Origin of the sequence: Halodesulfovibrio sp. (genome assembly GCF_015482765.1) — a bacterium.
Taxonomy (GTDB): Bacteria; Desulfobacterota; Desulfovibrionia; order Desulfovibrionales; family Desulfovibrionaceae; genus Halodesulfovibrio.
Genome location: NZ_JADMLB010000021.1, coordinates 36,956 through 59,905, shown reverse-complemented (window position 1 = coordinate 59,905; position 22,950 = coordinate 36,956). Strand labels below are relative to the sequence as shown.

Here is a 22,950-nt window from a genome sequence, read left to right as displayed (position 1 = left end):
CGCTGGCGGGTTGGTAAAGGAAGAAAAGCTTTGCTTTTTAACAAAAATGTAATAACGCTGCTGTGAACAATGTTATTACATTGTCAGTTAGGAGGAAATATGCACGAAAATAAAGCATATAGAGAAATTGCTCCCCGATTGCATGGGCTTCGTGAAGCAGTAGATATGACGGTAGAAGAGCTCTCTGAGAAAATCGGAGTTAAGCCGGAAACCGTAGCCTTATACGAAGAGGGCGAAACCGAGATTCCTGTTAGCTATCTTAAAGATGTTGCCACTGTCTGTGGTGTGGACCTTGCGTCCCTTATTACAGGTCAGGAAGGGCATCTGCATGATTACACTCTCGTGCGTAAAGGTGAAGGGCTCAGCGTAGAGCGTCGTAAAGATTATGACTATTTCAACCTTGCTGCACGATTTACAAATAAAAAGATGGAGCCGTTCCTTGTAACAGTTCCTGCTAAAGATTTAAACGAGCTTACTTGGAACGAGCATAGCGGTCAGGAATTTATTTACCTGCTCGAAGGCAAGTTGGAAGTATGGCTTGATCAGACACGCCATAAGCTAGAAGCTGGTGATTCCATTTACTTTGATTCACGTATTCCGCATGCCTTACGTGGTTTGGATGGCGATCCGGCTACTTTCCTTGACGTGATTAGCTAGTCCCTTTCCGGTGCAGTGAATGAACTGCTGCACCCCCGCAAGTGTGAATACACGCCGGGAGGGGACATGACACAGGGGATGTTGTCAAAAAAGTTAGTACGTTAATACCGCATATTGCGGTGAATGGTATCCCTGATACTGGGGATAAGGATAGAGTGATGAAAAAGTTTTCCAGTTCCAGCTATGAAGAGTTTGTGCACGAGTTTGCACTCAATGTTCCTGATAATTTCAATTTTGCATACGATGTGTTGGATTCCATCGCAGATGAAGATCCAAAACGCCTTGCAATGGTGCATGTTGATGATTCGGGTACTCGCAACGATTACTCTTTTGCATGGTTTCAGGAACAATCCGCAAAACTTGCTGGTGCCTTAGAAGCGCAGGGTCTCAAGAAAGGCGACAGAGTAATGCTTATTCTGTACCGTCGTGTTGAGTTCTGGGTGTCCATGCTTGCTTGCCATAGGCTTGGACTTGTACCAGTTCCGTCTCCTTCACAGTTGACTGTAAAAGATATTGATTTTCGCGTCCGTCGTGCTCATATCCGCGGTATGATCGTGGAAGATTCAGTGGCGGACCGTGTTGAAGCTGCACGAGCAAACTGTCCGTCCCTGACCTGTCTTGTACAGGTCGGAGGTGAATCTGTTGCTGACGGATGGCATGCGTATGATGATCTCGTAGCATCCGGCCCATCTGAGTTCCCGCGTCCGCAGGAACCGGAACGTAATGCCGGTGGAAATGATCCGCTGCTCATCTTCTTCTCTTCCGGTACAACCGGTATGCCGAAGATGGTTGAACATATCCACACATACCCGCTTGGACATTATGTAACAGGCGCGTACTGGCACGATCTTGAGCCGGGTGACCTGCACCTGACATTAGCAGATACAGGCTGGGGAAAGGCTGTATGGGGCAAATTCTACGGACAGTGGATGGCTGGTGCCGCCGTGTTTGTATGGGATTTCCGTGGTAAATTTGAGCCTGCAGAACTGCTTGAGCAGTTGGCAGAGCACAAAGTAACCACATTCTGTGCACCTCCGACTGTATATCGCTTTTTGATTCGTCAGGATTTGGCGAAGTACGATTTGTCAGCATTGCGCCATTGCACAACAGCAGGCGAATTGCTGAACGATAGCGTGTTCACCGAATGGCAGAAAATCACCGGATTGCCGATTTATGAAGGGTACGGACAGACAGAGACTTCTTTGCAGATCCTTACTCTCCCTTGCATGGAGGCAAAACCGGGTTCTATTGGTAGACCTGCACCGGGCTGGGATGTTGTCCTTATGGACGCCGAAGGCAATATCTGCGAACCGGGTCAGGAAGGCGAAATTTGTGTAAAGACTTCCGAAGGTGCACCTGTCGGTTTATTCGCAGGGTATGTTGAAGATCCTGAAAAAACAGCTTCTGTCATGTTCGACGGTTATTACCATACCGGTGATAAGGCGTGGATGGATGAAGACGGGTACTTCTGGTTCCTTGGACGCGTGGATGACTTGATTAAATCTTCAGGGTACCGCATTGGGCCTTTTGAAGTTGAGTCGGCGCTTGTTGCCCATCCTGCTGTTGTGGAAGCCGCAGTTACCGGTGTTCCGGACGACTTACGCGGTCAGCTGGTTAAAGCAACAATCGTGCTTGCTCCTGATTACGAAGAATCTGAAGAGCTTACTAAAGAGCTTCAGAATCATGTAAAAAAGGTTACAGCTCCGTATAAGTATCCTCGAATTGTGAACTATGTGAAAGAGTTGCCGAAGACTATCTCCGGTAAGATTCGTCGTGTAGAAATTCGTCAGCAGGATGCTCAATCTGAATAAGCGCCAGTTGTTGAAATAACAAAGCCCCTCCGGTTTGGTGATACCAAATTCAGAGGGGCTTTTTTTATTGCATATATGTAGATTAGACGTTCTTCATGCTGAGTGAAATTCGCTTTCTAGCAGCATCCACCTCAAGAACTTTAACTTTTACCTTTTGTTGAACACGCACAACTTCGGAAGGATCGCTTACAAAACGATCTGCCAGTTGAGAAATATGCACAAGCCCGTCCTGATGAACTCCTACGTCAACAAATGCTCCGAATTTAGTCACATTGGTTACAATCCCCGGAAGTGTCATCCCCTCATAGAGGTCAGAAATTTTGTGGACATCGGCAAATTCAAATGCAGTGAATTGTTCACGCGGGTCGCGACCGGGACGAGCAAGTTCTTTCATAATGTCGTTCAAGGTTGGCAGGCCGATCTGGTCGGAGACATATTTTTCTAACTGTATTCTGGAAGCAATATCTTCCTTTCCGATTAATTCTGGAAGCTTTACCGCAAGATCTTTAGCAATCTGCTCAACCACTTTGTACGATTCAGGATGCACCGCAGAGGCATCAAGCGGGTTTTTAGCGTTATGGATGCGTAAGAATCCAGCGCATTGCTGGTAGGCTTTAGGGCCAAGACGCGCAACCTTTAACAGCTCCTTGCGAGAGGAGAATGCACCATTCTCTGCACGGTAACCGACAATGTTTTGGGCAAGCACTGGGCCGAGACCTGAAACATGAGTAAGCAGTTCTTTGCTGGCGGTGTTAAGCTCGACACCGACGCTGTTAACACAAGATGCAACAACATCATCGAGAGATTTTTTAAGCTCAGTCTGGTTTACATCGTGCTGATATTGCCCGACTCCGATTGATTTAGGATCAATCTTAACCAATTCAGCCAGAGGGTCCATAAGTCTGCGACCGATGGAAACAGCGCCTCGTACCGTGATGTCTTCATTTGGGAATTCTTCACGGGCAACTTCGGAGGCAGAGTAAACTGACGCTCCAGATTCGTTTACCATATTGATGGTTACGTCGGGAATATTGAGGGCACGTACAAAGCTTTCTGTTTCGCGGGAAGCAGTACCGTTGCCAATGGCGATGGTTTCGATGTCGTACTTTGCCACAAGGCTTTTAACACGCTCACCAGCCTGTGCCTCTTTCGCTGCACCAGATGTGGGGAAAATAGTCTCGTTGTGAAGCAGATCGCCATGTTCAGAAAGACAAACAAGTTTTGCGCCGGTTCTGAAACCCGGATCAAGTGCAAGGACTCTTTTTTGACCGAGCGGCGCGGCAAGAAGAAGTTCGCGCAAGTTGGACGCAAAAACAGAGATAGCTTCTATATCCGCACGAGTTTTTAATTCTGTACGGATGTCGTTTTCCAAAGAAGGTGCAAGAAGCCGTTTATATGCATCTTCGCATGCCAAACGAACTTGTTTCCCGCATTCGTTACCGGAAGTAACAAAGTGTTGGGAAAGTGCATTCAAGGCAAGTCCTTCCTCTGGTCGTATGGAGAGGCTAAGGAGTCCTTCCTGCTCTCCGCGAAACATTGCAAGAAGGCGGTGACCGGGGGCTTTGCTGATAGCTTCTTCCCAGTTTATGTAATCTTTATAAGTTGCAGCATCCTCTTCCTTTTTTCCACGGGCAAGCTTGGATGTACAAATACCTTTAACCGTAAAAATTTTGCGAAAAACAGTTCGAGTAGGCGTGTCTTCACTGATTCGCTCTGCGATAATATCGCGTGCACCTTTTAAAGCAGCCTCGGCATCGGGCACATCTTTTTCATCAGAAATATACGCTGCAACCAGAGAGCTTAGCTTGCAATTTTCCTGTTCAAAGAGAAGGTTGGCCAGAGGTTCTAACCCTTTTTCTCGTGCTGTCTGTGCTCTGGTGCGCCGCTTAGGCTTGTAAGGCAGGTAGATGTCTTCCAGTTGAGAAAGAGTGGTTGCTTGTTGCAATGCCGTTGTGAGCTTGTCTGTAAGCTGGTCACGTTCTGTGAGAGATGCTATAATAGAATCTCTGCGCTTGTTGAGAGCTGTTAACACTTCATGCTTGTCTCGAATATCCGCGATAGCCACTTCATCCAGCGAACCGGTTGCCTCTTTTCTGTATCGGGCGATAAAGGGAACCGTTGCTCCTTCTGCTAATAAATCTAAAACAGAAGCGACGTTTTTTTCGTTCAGTCCAAGTTCTTGAGCTATAATTTTTTGTGAGTTTGTCATTATAAATAATGCTCTCTTTCTTGCGTATGGTATGTTAGTAGTTACTTACAGTGTATTCAAAACCGCATTGCCCATGTGGGAAAGGAGGAAGTTATGACGTTTACGTACAAAGATCTGCCAGTAGTTCTTCACGAAACAGAGTTACTGACCCTTAAAGATGGTACGCAGTTGCGTTTTGAGTCCAACGGCGGGGCGCAGGAAGTTTTTTTAAATGATGACTGGACCTCATGCGCCTCTTTGTTCCAAGGAATGGACCACAATCTTAACGCGGGTGGTGAGCAGATTCATCTTATCTCAGAACCCGATGGTCTTCGAGTAGAACTGAAGTAGCTTGATATGACAAGCGGGAAATTGTGTACCGTTGTTTGGGGCACCCTAACAATGTAAAAGACCAAATACCGAAAAGGTATTTGGTCTTTTTTAGTTTTCAACCTACGAAACTATTTAGCTTTTGAGCAGTCTTAGTAATTGGTGCAAAAAATTACTGTTGTACTTGTTCTTCTCCTCGCGCGCCCAACGCGGTTCGAAGGTAGTCACCAAGAAAATTGCCGACTTCATCTGTGTTGCCGGCTTCTACGCCAAGCTCTGCCAAATCTTTTGCTATCTGTTCTTCCATTCGCTCTGATTCCATGAACATGAGGTACACTAGAGCGATAGTTGCATTACTTTCTTCTGTGTTGTCACACATATCAACAAGTTGTGCTGTTTTAACGGTTTGCAACATGCGGTCTGCAAACATTTCAGCCCATTTTTTGTAGATTGTGTCCGGTAGGGTTGGAATATGCTGAGAGATTTCAGCAGAAGCATCTTTTCCGATGTTTGGAAGTGTTACGTCCATAAATTCCTTAAGCGCCTCTGAGCGGGTGCCTGTGGAATCGTCTATACGGTCCATAACTGTTGCAATGAGGTGTTCACGTATTGCAAGTATATCCATAGTAAATCCCTTTGTTTCTGGCGAAAATACATAAAGGCATTTTCCAAAAAATGCACGTGCAGAGTACAGAATTGTGACTGTTGGGGCAATAGGAATGCCGAAAAAAGATGCAACTATGCATTAGTTAAAGAAATAGAAAGACGTAGCAGAACTAAAGGGGGAGAGAATAGTTTTTGAGGAGGCGGTAGGGTGTGAGAAATACAGTTCCCATAAAAAAACAGCTTAGCCCCTGTTCAACGGTCATGAACAGGGGCCTTGGGCTTTTCCAAAGAGGATGTATGCGTATTATAAAGCTGCATGTGCAGCTTGGATTGCTGCGTCATAATCTGGTTCGTTGGTTACTTCCGGTACGATTTGGGAGTAAACAATTTTATGGTCACGGTTGATGACAAATACTGCGCGTGCAAGCAGACGAAGTTCTTTGATTGCAACACCGTATGCATGACCGAGAGAAAGATCTTTATGATCTGAAAGTACTTCAACAGATTCGATACCTGCTGCACCGCACCAGCGTGCCTGAGCGAAAGGAAGATCTGTTGATACTGTTAATACTTCGATATCTTCGTGAAGGTCTGCTGCTTCCTGATTGAAACGACGAGCTTCCACGTCGCATACCGGGGTATCAAGAGAAGGAACAGTAACTAAAAGGATAACTTTACCTTTGTAGTCTTCAAGAGTTTTAGGAGTCAGGTCAGTGGTAAGCAGTGAAAAATCAGGAGCTGCGTCACCCACTTCTACTGGGGAACCTTCGAGAGTCAGACCATTGCCTTGGAAAGTGATAATACCGGAACGTTCAATCATGTGAATTCTCCTGACAATAAAGTTTATAGTATGGCGTTGTTAAGCCGTGTTCTCTTCTGTTGAATACTTTCTACACAAAAAAGAACTTAATGGGAATAGTTATTGTTAATAAAATTAGAAAAAGTTATCGTCCAACTAATCTTCATCTTGGCACTATCCTGTTTATACCGGAAAAAGGGGTGCTTTCACTTATTTTATGATCGGGGTACGAACCCTTGAGACGTTATAAAAACGGTATGTCAGCCAAGTGAATTGTAGTAATAGTTGGAGAAAGATTGAGTCAGAGATAGTATTACACGTCTATACTGGTTGCGTAAGGAGAGTTGTTCATGACCAAAGTGGAAAAGCCGGATGTACTTGTTATCGGATCAGGGCCAGCAGGTGGTGCAGTTGCCAGAACTTGTGCTGCTGAGGGCAAAAGCGTTGTTGTTGCCGACTACCAGCCCTTTGGTGGAACGTGTCCTCTTCGAGGATGTGAGCCTAAAAAATTTCTTTTTGATGTAACGAATGTCGTCTTGCGCCGTAAACATATGACAGAGCGTGGGTTGCGTGGTTGCCTTTCTGTTGATTGGAATAAAATGATGACAGCCATGGCGGAAATGAGAGATCCAATACCGCCTTTGGTTGAGAAATTTTATGAAAGTCATGGAATTACAGGTGTTCATGGCAAAGCACAGTTTTCATCTCCTGATGTGGTTACGATAAATCGGAAAAAGTATGAGCCCGAAAAGATTGTTATTGCAGCAGGTGCAACTCCACGAAGTTTGGAGTTTCCGGGGCATGAGCTGCTGACATCCACAGATGAATTTTTTGAGATGAAGGAACTTCCTTCACGCGTAGTATTCATTGGCGGTGGATTTATTGCGTTTGAACTTTCGCACATAGCTGCCATTGCCGGAGCGCAGGTTGATGTTGTTTTGCGCAGCGAGCGTTTTTTACGCCGTTTTGATGCATCACTCGTGGATAGTATGATTGATGCCAGTCGGGACATGGGCGTGCGGTTCCATACTATGATGCCTCCAAACTCTTTACGAAAAGAAAGTGATGGGCTGGTACTTACTGCCGGTGAAGATAATATTGAGTTTAAAGCTGACTGTGTTGTACTTGCTGCCGGACGGGTAGCTCATGTAGATGCTCTTAATCCCAAGAAAGGACAGTTGGAACTTAACCAAAAAGGCGGCATAAAAGTTAACGAATTTATGCAGAGTACAACAAACCCTCGTGTATACGCCGCAGGAGATGTTGTGGGAAACAGTATGGAGCTGACTCCGATTGCTTCTATGGAAGGCATGGTCGTTTCACATAATATTTTACATGGAAACGAAGAGCGTCCGGATTACTCCGTTGTGCCATATACGTTGTATACACACCCACCGTTAAGTACTGTCGGCATGCGTGAAGAAGAGGCTCAGGCGCAAGGTTTGTCGTATAAGGTCTATGAAGGAAGTGCGGCAGGCTGGTCAGAGTATCGCCGTATCGGTGAATTGTATCCTTCCTATAAGATTCTTGTATCAAAAGAGGATGATACAATTCTCGGTGCAAGTATGAATGGACATAATTCAGAAGAGATTATCAATATTTTTGCATTTGCGATGCGCACCGGTACAACGGTGGCTGAGCTTAATAAATGGCTTTGGGCGTATCCGTCATTCGGGTACACACTGCGCTATATGCTAAAGTAATAAAAAAAGCCGGCTAAGCCGGCTTTTTTATTTTAAAGGATCTGTTCAAGGAATTGTTTGAGGCGAGGATGTTTAGGGTTTGTGAAGAACTCTTCAGGTGTACCCTCTTCAATAATTTCGCCGTGATCCATGAACACAAGTCTGTCTGCAACTTCGCGGGCAAAGCCCATTTCATGAGTTACGCAGACCATTGTCATGCCTTCTTTTGCAAGGCTGGTCATTACATCCAGAACTTCACCGATCATTTCTGGATCGAGTGCGGATGTAGGTTCGTCAAAGAGCATAATTTTTGGATTCATAGCCAAAGCACGGGCAATTGCCACACGCTGCTGCTGACCACCGGAAAGCTTAGCAGGGTAGACGTGTGCTTTATCTGAAATTCCAACTTTTTTAAGCAGCTCTAAGGCGATAGCTTCAGCTTCTTCTTTAGGCATTTTTTTGAGTCGCATGGGAGCCATAACCAAGTTCCCGAGTACGGTTTTATGCGGGAAAAGGTTGAAGCTTTGGAACACCATGCCCAGCTCTTGACGGACAGTGTTGATATTGCATTCCGGTGCAGTAATATTCTGACCGTCTACAATGATGTGCCCTTTGTCTATTTTTTCAAGACGGTTGATCGAGCGTAACAATGTTGACTTACCTGAACCTGATGGTCCGAGGATAACGACTTTTTCACCTGAAGAAATGTTCAGGCTTACATCATTAAGCGCTGTGAGCTGTCCAAAAAACTTATATACGTTTTCTACTTGGATGATTGGATTAGTCGTCATAGTAATTCAGTTTGTTTTCCATGATACTTACTGCTTTGGAAAGAAGCAGGGTAATCACAAGGTAGATGAGAGCTACCATAAGGTAACATTCAAAATAGTTAAACGTAACGGACGCGTACTCTCTGCCTCTGCGCAGTAATTCAGAAACTGCGAGAATGGATACCAGAGAGGAGTCTTTAAGCAGTGCAATAAATTCGTTACCGACAGGTGGAAGAATAGTTCTCCAAGCCTGAGGAAGAATTACCATGAACATGGTCTCGGTTTTGTTGAAGCCGAGAGAGCGGGCTGCTTCTGCCTGTCCGGAGTCTACAGCATCAATCCCTGCGCGGAAAACTTCACCCATGTACGCGCCATAACAGACGGACATGGCGATGATTGCGGCGGTAAGGTCTGGAAGCTGTACGAATTCACCGATTGCATAGTAGATGAAAAACAGCTGAACCAGAAGTGGAATACCGCGAATAATTTCCACATAGGTTGAAGCAACAAGGTTAATAATACGGTTTTCAGACAAACGTCCCATACCGGTGGCAAGTCCGATAGGGATAGTGAGCAGAATGGCACTGATGGTAACTTGGAACGTTACCAGAATACCGTCTGGTAAAAATTTCAGAATATCAAGGTACGGGTCCGGATTTTTGACGCAAAGGTAGATGATGGAACAGATCGCAAAGATAAGCGAGATGCTCCATGCAGTGATTACGTTTTTGTCTTTACCGGAGGGGATAAGCATACCGTCTGTGACGGCAATGCGTACTTCTTTTTTTTCTACGCTCATAGTGTGTATCGCTGTTTTTTGCAGTAAAAAGAAAGGACTGGCAGCTCCATACGTACCAGTCCCTTGTTGGTTCTATAGAGGCTTCTTATTGACCGATCCACTTTTTGCGGAGTTCGGCTTCGATACCTTTAGCTTTTACTGCTTTGATACCTTTGTTGAGGAGATCAAGAAGTTCTTTGTTACCTTTTTTAACTACGAAGCCGTAGTATTCAGGCTTGTCAGATTTTACGATGAAAGCAAGTTTGAATTTGCCAGCATATTTTTTGTTACGAAGCACGTAGTCAGCAGCAATTGCGTCATCGCAAATTACGCCGTCAATACGGCCTGTGTACAATGCTTCAACAGCAAAGCCGATTTCATCATATTCTTTAGTGTTCACACCTTCAGCGCGTTTTGCCATGAAAACACCGGTGGTGCCGATCTGTCCGCCGAGTGTTTTGCCTTTAAGGTCAGCAAGAGAAGCGCCTGAAGCGTCAACAGGAAGGATAACAGCCTGAGTTACTTCAAAGTACGGATCAGAGAAGTCAAATTTTTTCTGACGTTCTGGAGTGATAGATACGGATGAAGAAATCATGTCGTATTTTCTGCCAACCAGACCAGCAAAGATGCCATCCCAAGCAACGCTTTTGTGCTCAACGGTAATGCCAACTTCTTTAGCGATAGCATCACAGTAATCTACAGAGTAGCCGACAATGTTTTTGTTTGCGTCAACAAATTCCATTGGAGGCCAGGTAGCATCGTGTGCAATTACAATAGATTTCTGTGCAAATGCGAAGGAAGCGGTCATAGCAACCATTACCAGCGCAAGAACTATTTTTTTCAGCATAGGATTCTCCTGCTTTGCAAAATTTGTGTTTGATAAACGTCCCGCTTATAAACTGGCGTTGTGAGCGCTAAATGTCAACAGGTAATCGCTTGAATTACGTGAAAAAATACAAAAAAGTAATTTTATGTAGTACTTTTAGGTACTACGTCATTATGAACGTTACAATAAACGGTACAAGTATTGTTAAAACCATGCCGCTGAAGACTGCTATGATGCCGTAACGTTCGCTTGTAAACTTAACAATTATTGGAAGCGTGGTATCCATAGCGGTTGCGCCACCGGATGCAACAGGAGCAAGTTTACCAAAAAAGCGAACAAGAACAGGTGTGCATAAAAGTGTGATTATTTCGCGTATAATATTCGAAAGTAATGCAACAGACCCGAGGACAGGATCACCTAAATTCGTGATAATTACAGTGGAAAGAGAATAGTATCCAAAGCCGGCACCAACGGCGAGCACATCCCGTAACGGCATATCTGTAAGGATACACCATGCCGCAAGAGAGCCGGCAGCAGTTCCAGCAATTACTGCAACAGGTACGAGCAATACTTTTAGATGCATTTGGCGGAGTATTTGCCAGCAGTGGGTGTCAAACCCGATGGACATACCTACAAGAAAGAGCAGCGCGTAGAGCGTGTAGGTGGATAACGCGTCATTCAGCAGCCATGCCGGAACAGATTCCATATGTCCTACGATGCAGCCGGCGATAAAGAAGGACAGAATAATAAGGCTACCTTTCATCGAATTTTCCCTTCAGAAACAATTTATCAAGTAAAAAGACTGCGCAGGCACTGCCTAATACACATAACCCGCTGATACATGCAGCTTGAACGCCGATTGTCCCTAACTGGGTAACAATGGTTTCATTGGAACCGGTAGTAACGCCGAGCATAAAAAGCAGAACGTAGATTGACCACATGGTGAGGCGGTTAACAGTATTCACAACGCGTGTGTTGTTACGGAAAAGGAATCCCAGCGGGATGCCAATAAGTATGCAAAGAACGGTGATAAGCACATCGCCTCCGGACAGGTGATAAAGATATTGAGAGCAAGCTCTAAAAAAGTGCGGGTATACTCCCATAGAATTATTGTCAAATAGCTCTGCGAAAAAATAAGGAGCAATGTGATGAAGATCACACAAAAGGCGTGACTTTCATCACATATTTATACTGTCAATTCGTTAGGGTGGAACCATACACTGAATCAAAGGAGCTTTCCTATGCATAAAAATAGAATTCCTAAAAGTCGTAGTTTTAATCCGGATAGAATGCATGTGCAGTTGGTTCATGAATCAGAGCATGTAAAAGTTATGAACTTTAATCTCAAAGCCGGACAGGAAATGCCTGTGCATTCTCATAATCTGGACGGCGAACTGGTTATGGTTGTACTCAGCGGTGAAGGTCAGCTTCTGGGAAAAAACGGAGCGCTTGATTCAATTGCTGCTGGTGATGTGATCATATGTGAAATTAGAGTACCTCACGGAGTTAAAGCCAAAAAAGACATGAGTCTCGTGGTGACAATAGCACCTCCGATTTAAAGTAATATACTATCTGCATAGGAGCTTTTCCGAGTACACTGTAAAGTGGAAAGGAGGCTCTTATGCTAAAATATAGTCTTATGAAAAACGAGGTATTCCATCCGGAAAAGGTGTTTGAAGAGCTTGTTCACGAATCTGATGAACTTAACATTACAACGTTGCATATTAAAGCCGGGTATGAGTTACCGGCAAAGGCTTCTGATGAAGCTGGTGAGGCTATGCTTGTGGTGCTGAGCGGTGAAGGTTTGCTGCTTGGAAAGCATGGTGTATTGGATTCGCTTGTTCGAGGAGATGTGATTTTAACCGATTTACGAGTTCCTCATGGGCTACGTGCAGAAAAAGATATGTGCGTACTCGCAAGCTATACACCTTTGATGGAAGCATGTGATAAGTCATAAGGGAAGTGCTTATTACATGGTACTGCTACACTCTTAGCATGAAGAATAACAAGTATGAAAAAGCATAAAAAAAGACGCCGTATTCAGTGAATACGGCGTCTTTTCTTAGTTTTCAATTTGTGCTTTTCGCAACTGGGAGTAAGCATTTCGTAAGCCGATATATGGCTCTACAGCAGTGCTGACGATATTCTCGTATACTCCGATTCGCTTATCTAACATGTTAAATTGCGAACCAGCAAAAAGAACGTAGTTCAGATATACAGGATTTAAAGAAGGAGGCAAGAAAGACTCTCCGACTAACCCTGCGGTATCTCGGAAGTTTGAAGCACCGAAAAATGGCAGTACAAGGTATGGCCCAGCGGGAATTCCCCAAGTGCCGAGTGTTTGACCAAAGTCTTCACGCTCACCTGTATGCGGAATAACTGGCTTAAGGTCTTTTGCAAGGTCGATAAGACCGCCGAAACCAAATGCTGTGTTAACGATAAATCGGGACATCTCGATACCTGCTAACGCTAATTTGCCTTGCAAAATTGCGTTCACAAAGCGGCGAGGCATACCGAACCAGTTTACAACAACATTATTAATCCCTGTACGTGCAAAGGAAGGAACAACAATTCGGTACGCAGCATGTGCAGGCTTACCAACATCAATGTAGATCCAGTCGTTTACAGCAAACCACATTCTGTTCCACCCTTCAAAAGGGTCGCTAACAGTAACGGCTTCGTTTTCTGCTTCGTATTCTGAATCATCAAAGTAGTCTTCAGAGTCTTCAAAATAGTCGTCATCTTCAATGAATGGCTCATCACCTTCGGTATATTGCACATCGTTCTCTGCTATCAACGGTGTTGAAGAGTAGAGTAAAGATCCCGCTGGAGCAGTCACAGAGGTATCTTTTGTCATTGCAAGCGGGATTTCGCCATCTGCAAAAACTGGTTGTGCACTAAAAAAAAGTAGAGCAAGAATAAGCCAAAAACCGTGTCTCATTATTACCTCAATTACTGTTTATCGGCTGCTTCTTCTGCCTGCTGCTGACGAATGAGCACGGCTTTTTGCTGAAGCTTGGCAATAAGTTCATCAGGTGTACCGTTACGTAACAGCTCTTTGAACTGTGTGCGGTAGTTTTTTACAAGACTTACGCCTTCTACCAGTACGTCATAAACCATCCATTTGCCGTTTTCACGAAGCATACGGTAGTTTACCGGCACATTTTCGCTTTTGTACTTAATAGATGTACGAACTTCGACTTTGGTTCCTTTTTTGTTTGTGCGGGAACCGAGAATGTCGAGAGTTTGTCCGCTGTAATTACTTACTTGTTTGAAGTACGTCGCTTTAAGCAGTTTTACAAAGGCATCTTTGAATTCTGTCTTTTGGGTCGGAGTGAACGTTTTCCACTTTTTGCCGACAGTGCGCATAGAGAATTGATCCATGCTGAAGATATCAAGAATCAGGCCTTCAAGCTGTGAGATGACGCTACTGTCTTCTCGCAGGTTATTCAAGTTTGCATTGTTCAGCGTCAATGTAATTTCATCGACAGCATGTTGTAAGGTTTGTTCTGCCTCTTGTTGAGCATTCGCAAATGCGGAGCAGGTGAAGAGCAGGGTTGCTATCAACAGGCCACAAGTTGAAACTAGAATATTTTTGCAGGTTTTAGGCATAAAACCTCCCCCGTATGTATATGTATAATTTAAAACGTGTCGGTGTATGAAAGAAGTGCTGCATGTAGCCCACGTAACTGGCGTAGCTTACGTGTGGATTACGTGCGTATTACACACCGCCGAAAACGTATTTACTGATGAGTTCTTCAATATCGACAGCTGACTCAGTATCTGTGATTTCGCTGCCTTCTTCCAAGTAATCTTCAGAACCGCCGGGTGTGAGCTTAATGTACTTATCGCCAATAAGACCGCTGGTTTTGATTGATGCAATAATATCATCGCTCAGTTGAACATCATTTTCGATTTCGAGAGCAACTTGTGCGAGATATTGGTCTTGATCCAAGGTTACAGAGGCTACTTTACCAACTGGAACACCCGCGATTTCAACTGCAGCACCGGCACGGAGCCCTGTTGCAGATTCAAAAATTGCGTAGACTTTATATGTATTGGAAGAGCCAAGCTGCATTTTGCCCAGCTGGATAGTCAAATATCCCACACAAAGTAGGCAGATTAATACAAAAATGCCTACGGCGGTTTCTTTGTTGTATGCTTTCATAGAGACTGCTCTTATTATTTATTATAGAATAATTCTACTACTTTTTTAGCCACTTAGACAATTCTTCCTGTACATCGGCTCCAAGGCTGATGACAGGCTGCGTTGTGCTGTTCGGTTGGCGACCGAGCAGTTGCTTCAAGTACGGATCGTTATGTTTTTTAAGACCCTCAAGGTCACCGCAGTAAGCAGCTTGTCCTTCATGGATGACAAGAACATTGTCTGCAATTTTATACAGACTTTCCAAGTCATGGCTGACTACCACTATAGACATAGAAGGAAAATGTTCTTTCATGCTCAGTAGCAGTTGATCCATCTCTGCGGCATTGATCGGGTCCAGACCGGAGGTCGGTTCGTCACACAGCAGGATTTCAGGATCCATCACGATTGCCCGTGCCAGACCGGCGCGCTTACGCATACCGCCGGAAAGTTCGTTGGGGTAGTAGTCTATATAGTCCGCCAGACCAACCAATCCAAGTTTGTGAAGCACAATAGTACGAATGGTCTTAGGCGGAAGTTTTGTATGTTCTGCCAAAGGCAGACCTACGTTTTCTCCAAGAGTCAGTGACCCCAGCAGCGCTCCGTCCTGAAACAGTACTCCCATGCGGCGACGAATTTTTCTGAACTGATCTTTCGGTAAAGAAAAAAAGTCATGACCACCTATGTGGATTTTCCCTTGCATGGGATGGTTGAGTCCCAGAATGTGTCGAAGCAGGGTCGATTTGCCACAGCCTGAACCGCCAAGGATTACAGATATCTTCCCGGCGGGTAAGGAACCGTTAATTCCTTTGAGGATTTTCGTATTGTTGTATCCACCCCAAAGGTCTTGAAGGTCAATATCCCAAGTCGTTGTTGACATAGTGTTATCCGCCCTGTGCTATAAAAGGAAGGAAGTGATTATATAGTCACTTACAAGAATTAAGACACAGGAGAGTACAACAGCAGCAGTTGTGGAGTTTGATACACTCTCAGGCCCTACGCTGTCAGTTCGTCTATGGGTGTTGTACCCTTGGTAGCAGCTGATGGTGGCAACAATAATCCCGAAGACGAGTGCTTTCAAAAAGCCTCCGGTTATGTCTGCCATGACAACGTTGGTATCAATTCGGTAAAAGTATACACCGGAATTGATGCCAAGCATTGTGACACCGGTCAAATAGCCACCTAAAATTCCAATTACATCGAAAAGTGCCGTGAGTAGAGGGAAGCAGATAATGCTGGCGGCAATTCGTGGAGACACGAGATATGCCATCGGATTGATGTCCATGACATCAAGTGCATCAATCTGGTCGGAGATACGCATAACCCCGATCTCAGCAGCCATGGATGAGCCGGCGCGACCGGTAATCATGATAGCTGTAAGAACAGGACCGAGTTCTCTGATGAGTGTGAGTGATACAGCAGCACCGAGTAAGCCCTCGGAGCCGAACTTGACGAGTGTATAGTATCCCTGAAGTCCTAACACCATACCGGTAAAAATACCGATAAGGGAGATGACGAAAAGGGATTTTGATCCGATAAAATACATCTGACGAATGATCTTAGTCAGCTGCTTCGGAGAGGAGAAGATGAGGCGTACACCTTCTATGAGAAAAAGAAAAATTTCCCCGAGACTGGAAACAAAGTCGATAGTTGATCGACCGAGTGCTGCAATCGCAGTAGTCCGGGTGCCTGTTTGCTGTTGCATGTATGCAGGCTCCTTGTAGTCACAATTTGAGTCGGACGATGATAGTGAAGTTATGTTCAGTCCGTCAAGTGAAGCCTGCAAAACATGCTATAGTAACTTGTTAACGTTGTTTTTTCTTTCGAAGCAATGGTTTGCTGTACCCTGCGACTGCAAGGCGGCTTTTAAAGCTTGAGAGATCGTCAGGAGACCCCACAAAGTGCACGTTTACGCGATACCATTTTTTTGTATCAATAACGGCAGTTGCAAGAGAAGTAGTAAAACCTTTAGCAGAAATTTTACTACGCAACTTTGTGGCGGCTTCTTTGTTAGTAGATGCGGCAACCTGATAAATGTATTCAAATGTTGCTGCACTCTTTTGAAGTTTTTCTTGTTTTTGCGCGACAGTTTTTGTCGGAGTGACAACAGGTTGTGTAATTGGTTGAACCTTTTTAACCACTTTTGGAGCCTCTGCCTTATGCTTTACAACAACCTGTGCTTTTTGGGGTTGTTGTGCAGTTTTCGGACTGTTTGAAGCTTCTTTGGCTTTTAATTGCTCGAAGAAATTGAGCTGTTCCGGTTCAATTACAGTGCCCTTTTGTTTTGCATCAGGTGTTACCTGTGCAGTACTCTGGACGCGCGGGGTGGATGTTTTGCTGGACTGTTCTGTAGAATTGGCACCAATGTTCTGCTCAACAGGCACGGTGGTTACTTCTACTACCTGCTGCTGAGAAGGCATTATGTGCTTTAATTCCGGCAGCGCTTCTTCCGGCTGGTATCCTCGACCTACAAGCAGACCGAAGATAAAGACCCAGATAAATCCGACAAGAATAATAACAGTCAGGCCAATCAGTTCAGGAAGACGCAGGGAAAAAGTGAAAATCTTTTTCCCTGTGTCTTTATCTTTTGATGTAGTCGGTGCGAAGCCCATTCAGGCAAACATCCTCGTAGTTAAATTACATAGACTCAGGCGCTTCAACACCCACAAGGTTAAGACCGTTACGGATAACCTTGGAAACGCTCTGAAGCAGGCAAAGGCGAGCTGCAATAACGTTTTCGTCCTTAGCATTAAGGATTGGGTTGTTTGCGTAGAAGCTGTGCAATGCACTTGCGAGTTCCTGCACGTAGAAACTAATCTGGTGAGGAGCAAGCTGACGTGCTGCTGAATCAACAACATCTTCAAATTGATCGAGAAGTTTAATCAAGTCAAGCTCACTGGCTTCTTTTATTGCAGAAAGAATTTCCGGAGTGGCTTTTTCAGGTACAGCAATGCCGCGTTCCGCTGCTTTTCGCAGAACAGAACAGATACGGGCGTTTGCATACTGAACGTAGTACACAGGGTTGTCCATGGACTTTTGCTTCACGAGTTCAAGGTCAAAGTCGAGATGGCTGTCACTTTTACGGGAAAGGAACATGAAGCGTGCTGCGTCGCAACCAACGTCTTTAACAACTTCTTCAAGAGTGTCGAACTGGCCGGCACGGGTGGACATAGCAATCTGTTCACCGTTGCGGAGCAGGTTAACAAGCTGAATAAGGATAACGTCGAAGCTGTCTTTAGGTTTACCAAGAGCTTCAACAGCTGCACGCATACGAGGAACGTAACCGTGGTGGTCTGCACCCCAGATGTCTACGTTCAGCTCGAAACCACGGTCATATTTATTGTCGTGGTATGCGATGTCTGAAGCAAAGTAGGTAAGAGAACCGTCAGACTTACGGAGTACGCGGTCTTTGTCGTCACCGAATTCAGTGGTGCGGAACCAGAGTGCACCGTCCTGCTCGAATGCAAGACCGGCTTCTTTAAGGCGGTTGAATGTTTTTTCAACTGCACCTGCGGTAACAAGGGAGCGCTCAGAGAACCAGTTCTGGTGCTCTACGCGGAATTCAGCAAGGTCTGTTTTGATACCGTCAAGGATCTGGTTCAGAGCGTATTCGCGGCAGACTTCAAGGGCATCATCTTTTTTAAGCAGATCCGGATGCTGTTCCAGAACTTCTTGAGCGATGTCTTTGATGTAGTCGCCGCGGTAAAAATCTTCAGGATCAGGAAGGTCTTCGCCTTCAATCTGACGTGCACGGAAGAGAACAGACTGGCCAAGGATAAGCATCTGACGGCCAGCATCGTTGATGTAGTATTCAGTGTGTACGTCGTAGCCTGCAAAGCGCAGAAGACGTGCAAGGCTGTCACCAACTGCTGCACCACGGCCGTGGCCAATGTGCAATGGACCTGTAGGGTTTGCAGAAACGTATTCAACCTGAACTTTTTTGCCTTTGCCCTGATCGATGGAACCGAAGCTTTCGCCGCGTTCTTCGATGATAGCAATGGTGCTTCTCCAGAAATCAACGGAGAAGGTAATGTTCAAGAAGCCCGGGCCTGCAATCTCAACGTTGTCGATCATTGGATCTTCAATGAGCTTTTCAGCGATGAGAGAAGCAAGTTCGCGCGGGTTACGTTTAGCAGGTTTAGCCAGAACCATGGCAATGTTTGCTGCCATGTCACCGAATTTTTTCTCTTTAGGAGGTTCAATGGTTGTTCTGGCAGGCCATTCAAGATCAAGGTCAGCCACAATTGCCTGCAGGGCTGTGTATAAATGATTCTTAGCGCGCATGTCTTTCCATTCACGTATAAAGTTGAGTATATCAAATAAGCCAAAGCAACGAGAATTGTATGCTTTGGCGGGTCTAGCGTATAGTAGTACCGGAGTGTGTTCCGGTCAGCGGGGCAGTAACTCCGCTATGCACTTTCGCGGCGCTGCAACCGGTTCGTCGATTGTTAATCACTTTTGCAGGGTGCATAAAATAAAAAAGCGCCGAAAAAGGAACTAATCTTTTTAGCAAACTTTTCGACGACTGAAAAGGCGTGCTGTGTGAGTAAATTCGGGCGCGGAATGAATTCACTCCACGCCCGACAATACGCTTATTTTGAAGCTTTGAATGCTTCTACTGCTTCAAGATTGCCAAGAGTCAGACTTTCCCATTCAGAAGAGTCTGCAACAGGCTTCAAGATTTGTCCGAGCATTTTGGAGAGAACACCTTTTGGACCAACTTCAACAAACTGACGAATGCCGGAGTTGAACTGGTTGGTAATGGTGTCGATCCAGAACACGGATGAGGTCATCTGCTGAGGCATAATCTCTTCAAGGTCTGTAGATTTGCTTGCAGGCTTACCTGTTACGTTGCAGTAGATCGGGTATTTAGGATTATTCCATGACAGTTTTGCAAAGTAGCCGGAAAGCTCTTTTGCAGCGTCAGCCATAAGCGGGCTGTGGAATGCACCTGAAACTTTTAATGGAATAGCGCGGCCTTTCTGTTCTTTAATCTTTACGCCTGCTTCCGCAATCGCGTTTTTGGTGCCGGAAAGAACAAACTGACCAGGAGTGTTGTAGTTGGCGATGCGAATCATTTCCCCTGTAGATTCAGCAACATCAGCAACAACAGCTTCAACAGCTTCAAGCTTCATTTTCATGGCAGCAGCCATTGCGCCTGTTCCATTCGGGTCAGCTTCAGCCATAAGGCGACCACGCAGAGAAACAGCTTCAAGCACAGCTTCAACAGAAAGTGCTTCAGATGCAGCAAGTGCGCTGAATTCACCAAGAGAGTGACCAGCCATGCAGGTAGGGCGTAAAGAACCGGAAGCTTCAATCCACAAGCCGAGGTTTACAAGGGTAAGCGCCGGCTGAAGGTTGCGGGTGTCTGCCATAGCTGCTTCATCGCCGTCCCAGTAAATACCGCGAAGGTCAATGCCGCTGATTTTTTCAGCTTTTTTCCATAAGGACATGATATCGGCATTTGCTTCTGCAACATCGCGTCCCATGTTCGGCTCTTGAGAGCCCTGTCCTGGAAAGAGAACTGCTATATCGGTGTTCATTGTCATGTTATGCTCACATTTTGTTTGATTCATTTTTTATACGTCGCTTGGTACAGCCTAATAGGCTATCTGAGTTTCTCTTGCAAGAGGTCACAAGGTACAGTACCAAGCCGATAAAGCATTAATTGATGAACTGACGGTGTCAGTATTACAGATACGAAGACACTTCTCTATAAGTAAGGATAGATGTCGTGAAGAAACATGATTCTCCAACAACTGCCGATGTAGCCAGCCTGCTGAAACAGAAAGGCTTTACTCCTTCAGAATCTGAATTGGAAACCCTGACAGGGTACCTCACCCTTGTTATGAAATGGAATAAGGTTATGAACCTTGTGGGACCATATTCATGGCAGGATGTGTTGACTATCCTTATCATCGATAGTCTGCATCTTAATCAATTCTTACGTTCTTTGTCACTTCCTTCAGCACCGGTGGCATGGGATTTTGGTGCTGGAGCAGGGTTACCGGGGATTCCTCTTCGCGCTCTCTGGCATGAAGGGCAGTATCATCTTGTGGATGTGCGTGAAAAACGCGCCATGTTTATGGAGCAGACAGTCAAGCGTCTAAAGATTACGGATACAAGTGTGTACAAAGGTCGTGTCGAAGATTTTATGGAAGAGCACGATCCTGCCGACCTTATGCTCAGCCGCGCGTTCATGCCGTGGAAAAAACTTCTTGAATTTGTAGGGCCGAACATCAAAGCGCAGGGACGTATTGTCATTTTGGCGTTGGAATCTGTTCCAGCAGAATTGCCGGAAGGGTGGAGCGTTGAAAAAGAAGTGTCGTATGCGGTCGGAAAAGACACAAGATACTTCTGGTCACTCTTAAAAAGCTAGTTTTCGTGTGTAATTTGTTTGCAGTAAACAAATTTTATTACAAAAATATAAAAGGTTGCTCCTTCGTAAGGGAGCAACCTTTTTTTGTAAAATGAAGTGAAGTTTTCTTGTAGGGAAGGTACAGTCCTCCGTTCACGAGTACTTCAGTTCAATAAAATTTTTTGGTCAAAGATGGCACGCGTCAAAAGAGACTGTATGCCGGATGACGTTAAGGTAGAACTATTTGGTTCCGGTTAACGCGCCAAGCTGTGAATTTTTAAAGATCAGCTTGGTGGCAGTTTCATCAGCAACCTCTGCAACATCCATAAGAGTCTCCAGAAATTCAAGCATTTCAAGTCGACGTTCTTCGGGAGAGCATTCAAAGTCTTCCTGCATACGACCGGATGTCATGTACTCTTCGAGTTCCTGAAGATATTTCAAATGTAGGGCAGCCATGGTTTCTCCTTGCAGTTGTATCACGCGTCAGCCGGAATCGGCGTTCGGCAAAAAAATATTTGTTATCTGACTTCTACGTGGTGGTACGGGCTTCCGCGTAGAATAGCATCGGCACGGTACAGCTGTTCATAAAGAACTACACGCGCCATCTCATGTGTAAAGGTCATGGGAGACAGGCTTATTTTGTACTGGCATTTTTTCAGTACATCCTGCGAAAGTCCGTATGCACCGCCGATAATCAAGGTCGGTGTCCGGTTGTTGTCCATGCCGATTCGGTCAAGCATTTCAGAAAATTTTACGGATGTGTATGTTTTTCCGTGCTCATCCATGCAGATAGGTATATCTGTTGGAGCGAGGGCAGCAAGAATTCGTTTGCCTTCATCGTTGTTACGTTCAAGCGGCTTCATTTTTGCGTTGCCGTCTTTAACGATGATCTCTTGAAATTTATAACTGCGCTTTAAGCGGGTAATGTAGTGTTCTGCAGCATCTGCCCAGAAGCGTTCTTTAATTTTGCCGACGGCAATAATTTTAAGCTGAATCATGTAGAAACTCCATCATTGGAGATATATTCAGATTGCTGACAAGCCCGCAGATTGCGGCGCACCAAGGGCATTTGCTCCTCTTCGGCGCGAAAACCTGCCTACGGTTGACTTGCATTTTTGCGAAAAAGTCAGGCTCTCAGATACGTCCAATTCCTTGCATTGCATACAGTTATCGTAAACTGTCAGGTAAGGACTTTGTCAACAGTCTCATAATCGGGTTAATGAATCCGTGGCTGCCTGTGTATCGTGTAATGGGCAGTTTCTCAATGAAAAGGATAGAGGTAGGTTTATGACCGTATCAACATTTAGCATTCCAGAAGCCGTAACTGCCCTGAAGCAGGGAGAAGTTATTTGCTATCCCACTGAAACATTTTACGCAGTGGGTTGTAACGCACTCGATCCACTTGCAGTAGAGTCCGTATATAAAGCTAAGAAGCGTTCAGGTTCTATGCCGCTACCTGTGCTTATCGGCAGCATGGAACAGTTGTCGATGGTGACAGATGTTCAGTCAGAAATTGTACAGGCGATAGCCAATCGATTCTGGCCGGGAGCTTTATCTGTTCTGGTGACTGCATCAGACCGAATCAGCCCTGTTTTGACAGGGGAAACCGGAAGAGTGGCAGTGCGTGTAACACCACACCCTGTTGCCCGTGAGCTTTGCCTTACTGCCGGAGTGCCTCTTGTTTCCACAAGTGCTAACATGAGTGGTCGTTCTGCGGTGACAGTTGCATCAGAACTCGATCCTGAGCTTACAGAGAATGTTGCCGGAGTGGTTGATCTTGAGCCGGCTCCAGCCGGTGGCATGCCGTCAACATTGATCGAAATTGTCGGCCCTCGTGCAGTAAGTATTGTTCGCAACGGTGCTGTATCTGAGATTGAACTCAGAACTTCAGGCCTTGCTGTAGTGCCGAGAACAGCAGGCGCATAATTTCTAGAAAAATACTTAAAAATGGCAGCAGACGTACTGGTAGCTTGCAGCAAATAACATGTTGTGGGTAAAAAG

26 protein-coding genes are annotated in these 22,950 nt (G+C 45.2%); 8 read left to right on the top strand and 18 right to left on the bottom strand.

All coding sequences use genetic code 11. The features are described from left to right. The first annotated feature begins 99 nt into the window (after positions 1-99). On the top strand, positions 100-657 hold the full coding sequence (locus tag QZY95_RS03785) for a cupin domain-containing protein (protein ID WP_290919507.1): 558 nt from the start codon (positions 100-102) through the stop codon (positions 655-657). A gap of 158 nt (positions 658-815) precedes the next feature. Then, positions 816-2,468: an AMP-binding protein gene (locus QZY95_RS03780; protein WP_290919505.1), complete on the top strand. Its 1,653-nt coding sequence runs from the start codon at positions 816-818 to the stop codon at positions 2,466-2,468. An 82-nt stretch (positions 2,469-2,550) separates the two neighbouring features. Here the strand turns inward: QZY95_RS03780 and QZY95_RS03775 are convergent, their stop codons facing one another. Further along, positions 2,551-4,677: a Tex family protein gene (locus QZY95_RS03775; RefSeq protein WP_290919503.1), complete on the bottom strand. Its 2,127-nt coding sequence runs from the start codon at positions 4,675-4,677 to the stop codon at positions 2,551-2,553. A 93-nt stretch (positions 4,678-4,770) separates the two neighbouring features. Here QZY95_RS03775 and QZY95_RS03770 point away from each other — a divergent pair, with 93 nt between their 5' ends. Beyond that, positions 4,771-5,007, top strand: a complete 237-nt coding sequence (locus QZY95_RS03770; protein WP_290919501.1) for a hypothetical protein — start codon at positions 4,771-4,773, stop codon at positions 5,005-5,007. Between the two features lie 151 nt (positions 5,008-5,158). Here the strand turns inward: QZY95_RS03770 and QZY95_RS03765 are convergent, their stop codons facing one another. Then, a complete protein-coding gene (locus QZY95_RS03765; protein ID WP_290919499.1) occupies positions 5,159-5,611 on the bottom strand; it encodes a hypothetical protein in 453 nt (150 codons plus the stop codon). A gap of 285 nt (positions 5,612-5,896) precedes the next feature. Next, positions 5,897-6,412, bottom strand: a complete 516-nt coding sequence (tpx, locus tag QZY95_RS03760) for a thiol peroxidase (RefSeq protein ID WP_290919497.1) — start codon at positions 6,410-6,412, stop codon at positions 5,897-5,899. A gap of 329 nt (positions 6,413-6,741) precedes the next feature. On the opposite strand from tpx, the gene QZY95_RS03755 reads away from it, so the two are divergent. Continuing rightward, positions 6,742-8,094: an NAD(P)/FAD-dependent oxidoreductase gene (locus QZY95_RS03755; protein ID WP_290919495.1), complete on the top strand. Its 1,353-nt coding sequence runs from the start codon at positions 6,742-6,744 to the stop codon at positions 8,092-8,094. Positions 8,095-8,126: 32 nt separating this feature from the next. Here the strand turns inward: QZY95_RS03755 and QZY95_RS03750 are convergent, their stop codons facing one another. The 5 genes from QZY95_RS03750 to QZY95_RS03730 form a co-directional block, all read right to left on the bottom strand. Continuing rightward, positions 8,127-8,864, bottom strand: a complete 738-nt coding sequence (locus QZY95_RS03750) for an amino acid ABC transporter ATP-binding protein (RefSeq protein WP_290919493.1) — start codon at positions 8,862-8,864, stop codon at positions 8,127-8,129. Continuing rightward, positions 8,854-9,642 (bottom strand): amino acid ABC transporter permease, encoded by a 789-nt coding sequence (locus tag QZY95_RS03745; RefSeq protein ID WP_290919491.1) that lies wholly within the window; start codon positions 9,640-9,642, stop codon positions 8,854-8,856. Before QZY95_RS03745 ends, QZY95_RS03750 begins: the two co-directional genes overlap by 11 nt. An 85-nt stretch (positions 9,643-9,727) precedes the next feature. Next, positions 9,728-10,468, bottom strand: coding sequence for a basic amino acid ABC transporter substrate-binding protein (locus tag QZY95_RS03740; protein ID WP_290919489.1), 741 nt, complete (start codon positions 10,466-10,468; stop codon positions 9,728-9,730). Between the two features lie 142 nt (positions 10,469-10,610). Then, the gene (locus QZY95_RS03735) at positions 10,611-11,210 is read right to left on the bottom strand and encodes a lysine exporter LysO family protein (protein ID WP_290919487.1); all 600 of its coding nucleotides are present in this window, start codon (positions 11,208-11,210) and stop codon (positions 10,611-10,613) included. Next, complete coding sequence (locus QZY95_RS03730; RefSeq protein ID WP_290919485.1) at positions 11,200-11,484, bottom strand: LysO family transporter; 285 nt, start codon at positions 11,482-11,484, stop codon at positions 11,200-11,202. Before QZY95_RS03730 ends, QZY95_RS03735 begins: the two co-directional genes overlap by 11 nt. 204 nt (positions 11,485-11,688) lie before the next feature. Here QZY95_RS03730 and QZY95_RS03725 point away from each other — a divergent pair, with 204 nt between their 5' ends. Together QZY95_RS03725 and QZY95_RS03720 are read left to right on the top strand one after the other, a co-directional pair. After that, positions 11,689-12,006 carry a cupin domain-containing protein gene (locus tag QZY95_RS03725; RefSeq protein ID WP_290919484.1) on the top strand — a complete coding sequence of 106 codons (318 nt, stop codon included), beginning with the start codon at positions 11,689-11,691 and terminating at the stop codon, positions 12,004-12,006. Between the two features lie 62 nt (positions 12,007-12,068). Continuing rightward, complete coding sequence (locus QZY95_RS03720) at positions 12,069-12,404, top strand: cupin (RefSeq protein ID WP_290919482.1); 336 nt, start codon at positions 12,069-12,071, stop codon at positions 12,402-12,404. A gap of 105 nt (positions 12,405-12,509) precedes the next feature. On the opposite strand, the gene QZY95_RS03715 is transcribed toward QZY95_RS03720, so the two are convergent. The 8 genes from QZY95_RS03715 to QZY95_RS03680 form a co-directional block, all read right to left on the bottom strand. Continuing rightward, the gene (locus QZY95_RS03715; protein WP_290919480.1) at positions 12,510-13,388 is read right to left on the bottom strand and encodes a VacJ family lipoprotein; all 879 of its coding nucleotides are present in this window, start codon (positions 13,386-13,388) and stop codon (positions 12,510-12,512) included. A gap of 11 nt (positions 13,389-13,399) precedes the next feature. Continuing rightward, the gene (locus QZY95_RS03710; RefSeq protein ID WP_290919478.1) at positions 13,400-14,059 is read right to left on the bottom strand and encodes an ABC transporter substrate-binding protein; all 660 of its coding nucleotides are present in this window, start codon (positions 14,057-14,059) and stop codon (positions 13,400-13,402) included. Positions 14,060-14,168: 109 nt separating this feature from the next. Then, the gene (mlaD, locus tag QZY95_RS03705; protein WP_290919476.1) at positions 14,169-14,615 is read right to left on the bottom strand and encodes an outer membrane lipid asymmetry maintenance protein MlaD; all 447 of its coding nucleotides are present in this window, start codon (positions 14,613-14,615) and stop codon (positions 14,169-14,171) included. Between the two features lie 37 nt (positions 14,616-14,652). After that, positions 14,653-15,471, bottom strand: a complete 819-nt coding sequence (locus QZY95_RS03700; protein ID WP_290919474.1) for an ATP-binding cassette domain-containing protein — start codon at positions 15,469-15,471, stop codon at positions 14,653-14,655. An 18-nt stretch (positions 15,472-15,489) separates the two neighbouring features. Beyond that, a complete protein-coding gene (locus QZY95_RS03695; RefSeq protein WP_290919472.1) occupies positions 15,490-16,296 on the bottom strand; it encodes an ABC transporter permease in 807 nt (268 codons plus the stop codon). A gap of 100 nt (positions 16,297-16,396) precedes the next feature. Next, entirely contained in the window at positions 16,397-17,203 is an 807-nt protein-coding gene (locus QZY95_RS03690; protein ID WP_290919470.1) for an SPOR domain-containing protein, read from the bottom strand. A gap of 25 nt (positions 17,204-17,228) precedes the next feature. Next, on the bottom strand, positions 17,229-18,875 hold the full coding sequence (gene argS / locus QZY95_RS03685; protein WP_290919468.1) for an arginine--tRNA ligase: 1,647 nt from the start codon (positions 18,873-18,875) through the stop codon (positions 17,229-17,231). Between the two features lie 308 nt (positions 18,876-19,183). After that, complete coding sequence (locus QZY95_RS03680; protein WP_290919565.1) at positions 19,184-20,134, bottom strand: ACP S-malonyltransferase; 951 nt, start codon at positions 20,132-20,134, stop codon at positions 19,184-19,186. A gap of 191 nt (positions 20,135-20,325) precedes the next feature. Between QZY95_RS03680 and QZY95_RS03675 the strand changes: the two genes are divergently transcribed. Further along, the gene (locus QZY95_RS03675; RefSeq protein WP_290919466.1) at positions 20,326-20,970 is read left to right on the top strand and encodes a 16S rRNA (guanine(527)-N(7))-methyltransferase RsmG; all 645 of its coding nucleotides are present in this window, start codon (positions 20,326-20,328) and stop codon (positions 20,968-20,970) included. A 219-nt stretch (positions 20,971-21,189) separates the two neighbouring features. On the opposite strand, the gene QZY95_RS03670 is transcribed toward QZY95_RS03675, so the two are convergent. Continuing rightward, positions 21,190-21,405: a hypothetical protein gene (locus QZY95_RS03670; protein ID WP_290919464.1), complete on the bottom strand. Its 216-nt coding sequence runs from the start codon at positions 21,403-21,405 to the stop codon at positions 21,190-21,192. 62 nt (positions 21,406-21,467) lie between these two features. Beyond that, positions 21,468-21,947: a 23S rRNA (pseudouridine(1915)-N(3))-methyltransferase RlmH gene (locus tag QZY95_RS03665; RefSeq protein WP_290919462.1), complete on the bottom strand. Its 480-nt coding sequence runs from the start codon at positions 21,945-21,947 to the stop codon at positions 21,468-21,470. Positions 21,948-22,236: 289 nt separating this feature from the next. Here QZY95_RS03665 and QZY95_RS03660 point away from each other — a divergent pair, with 289 nt between their 5' ends. Further along, positions 22,237-22,875 (top strand): L-threonylcarbamoyladenylate synthase, encoded by a 639-nt coding sequence (locus tag QZY95_RS03660; RefSeq protein WP_290919460.1) that lies wholly within the window; start codon positions 22,237-22,239, stop codon positions 22,873-22,875. The last annotated feature ends 75 nt before the right edge of the window (positions 22,876-22,950 follow it).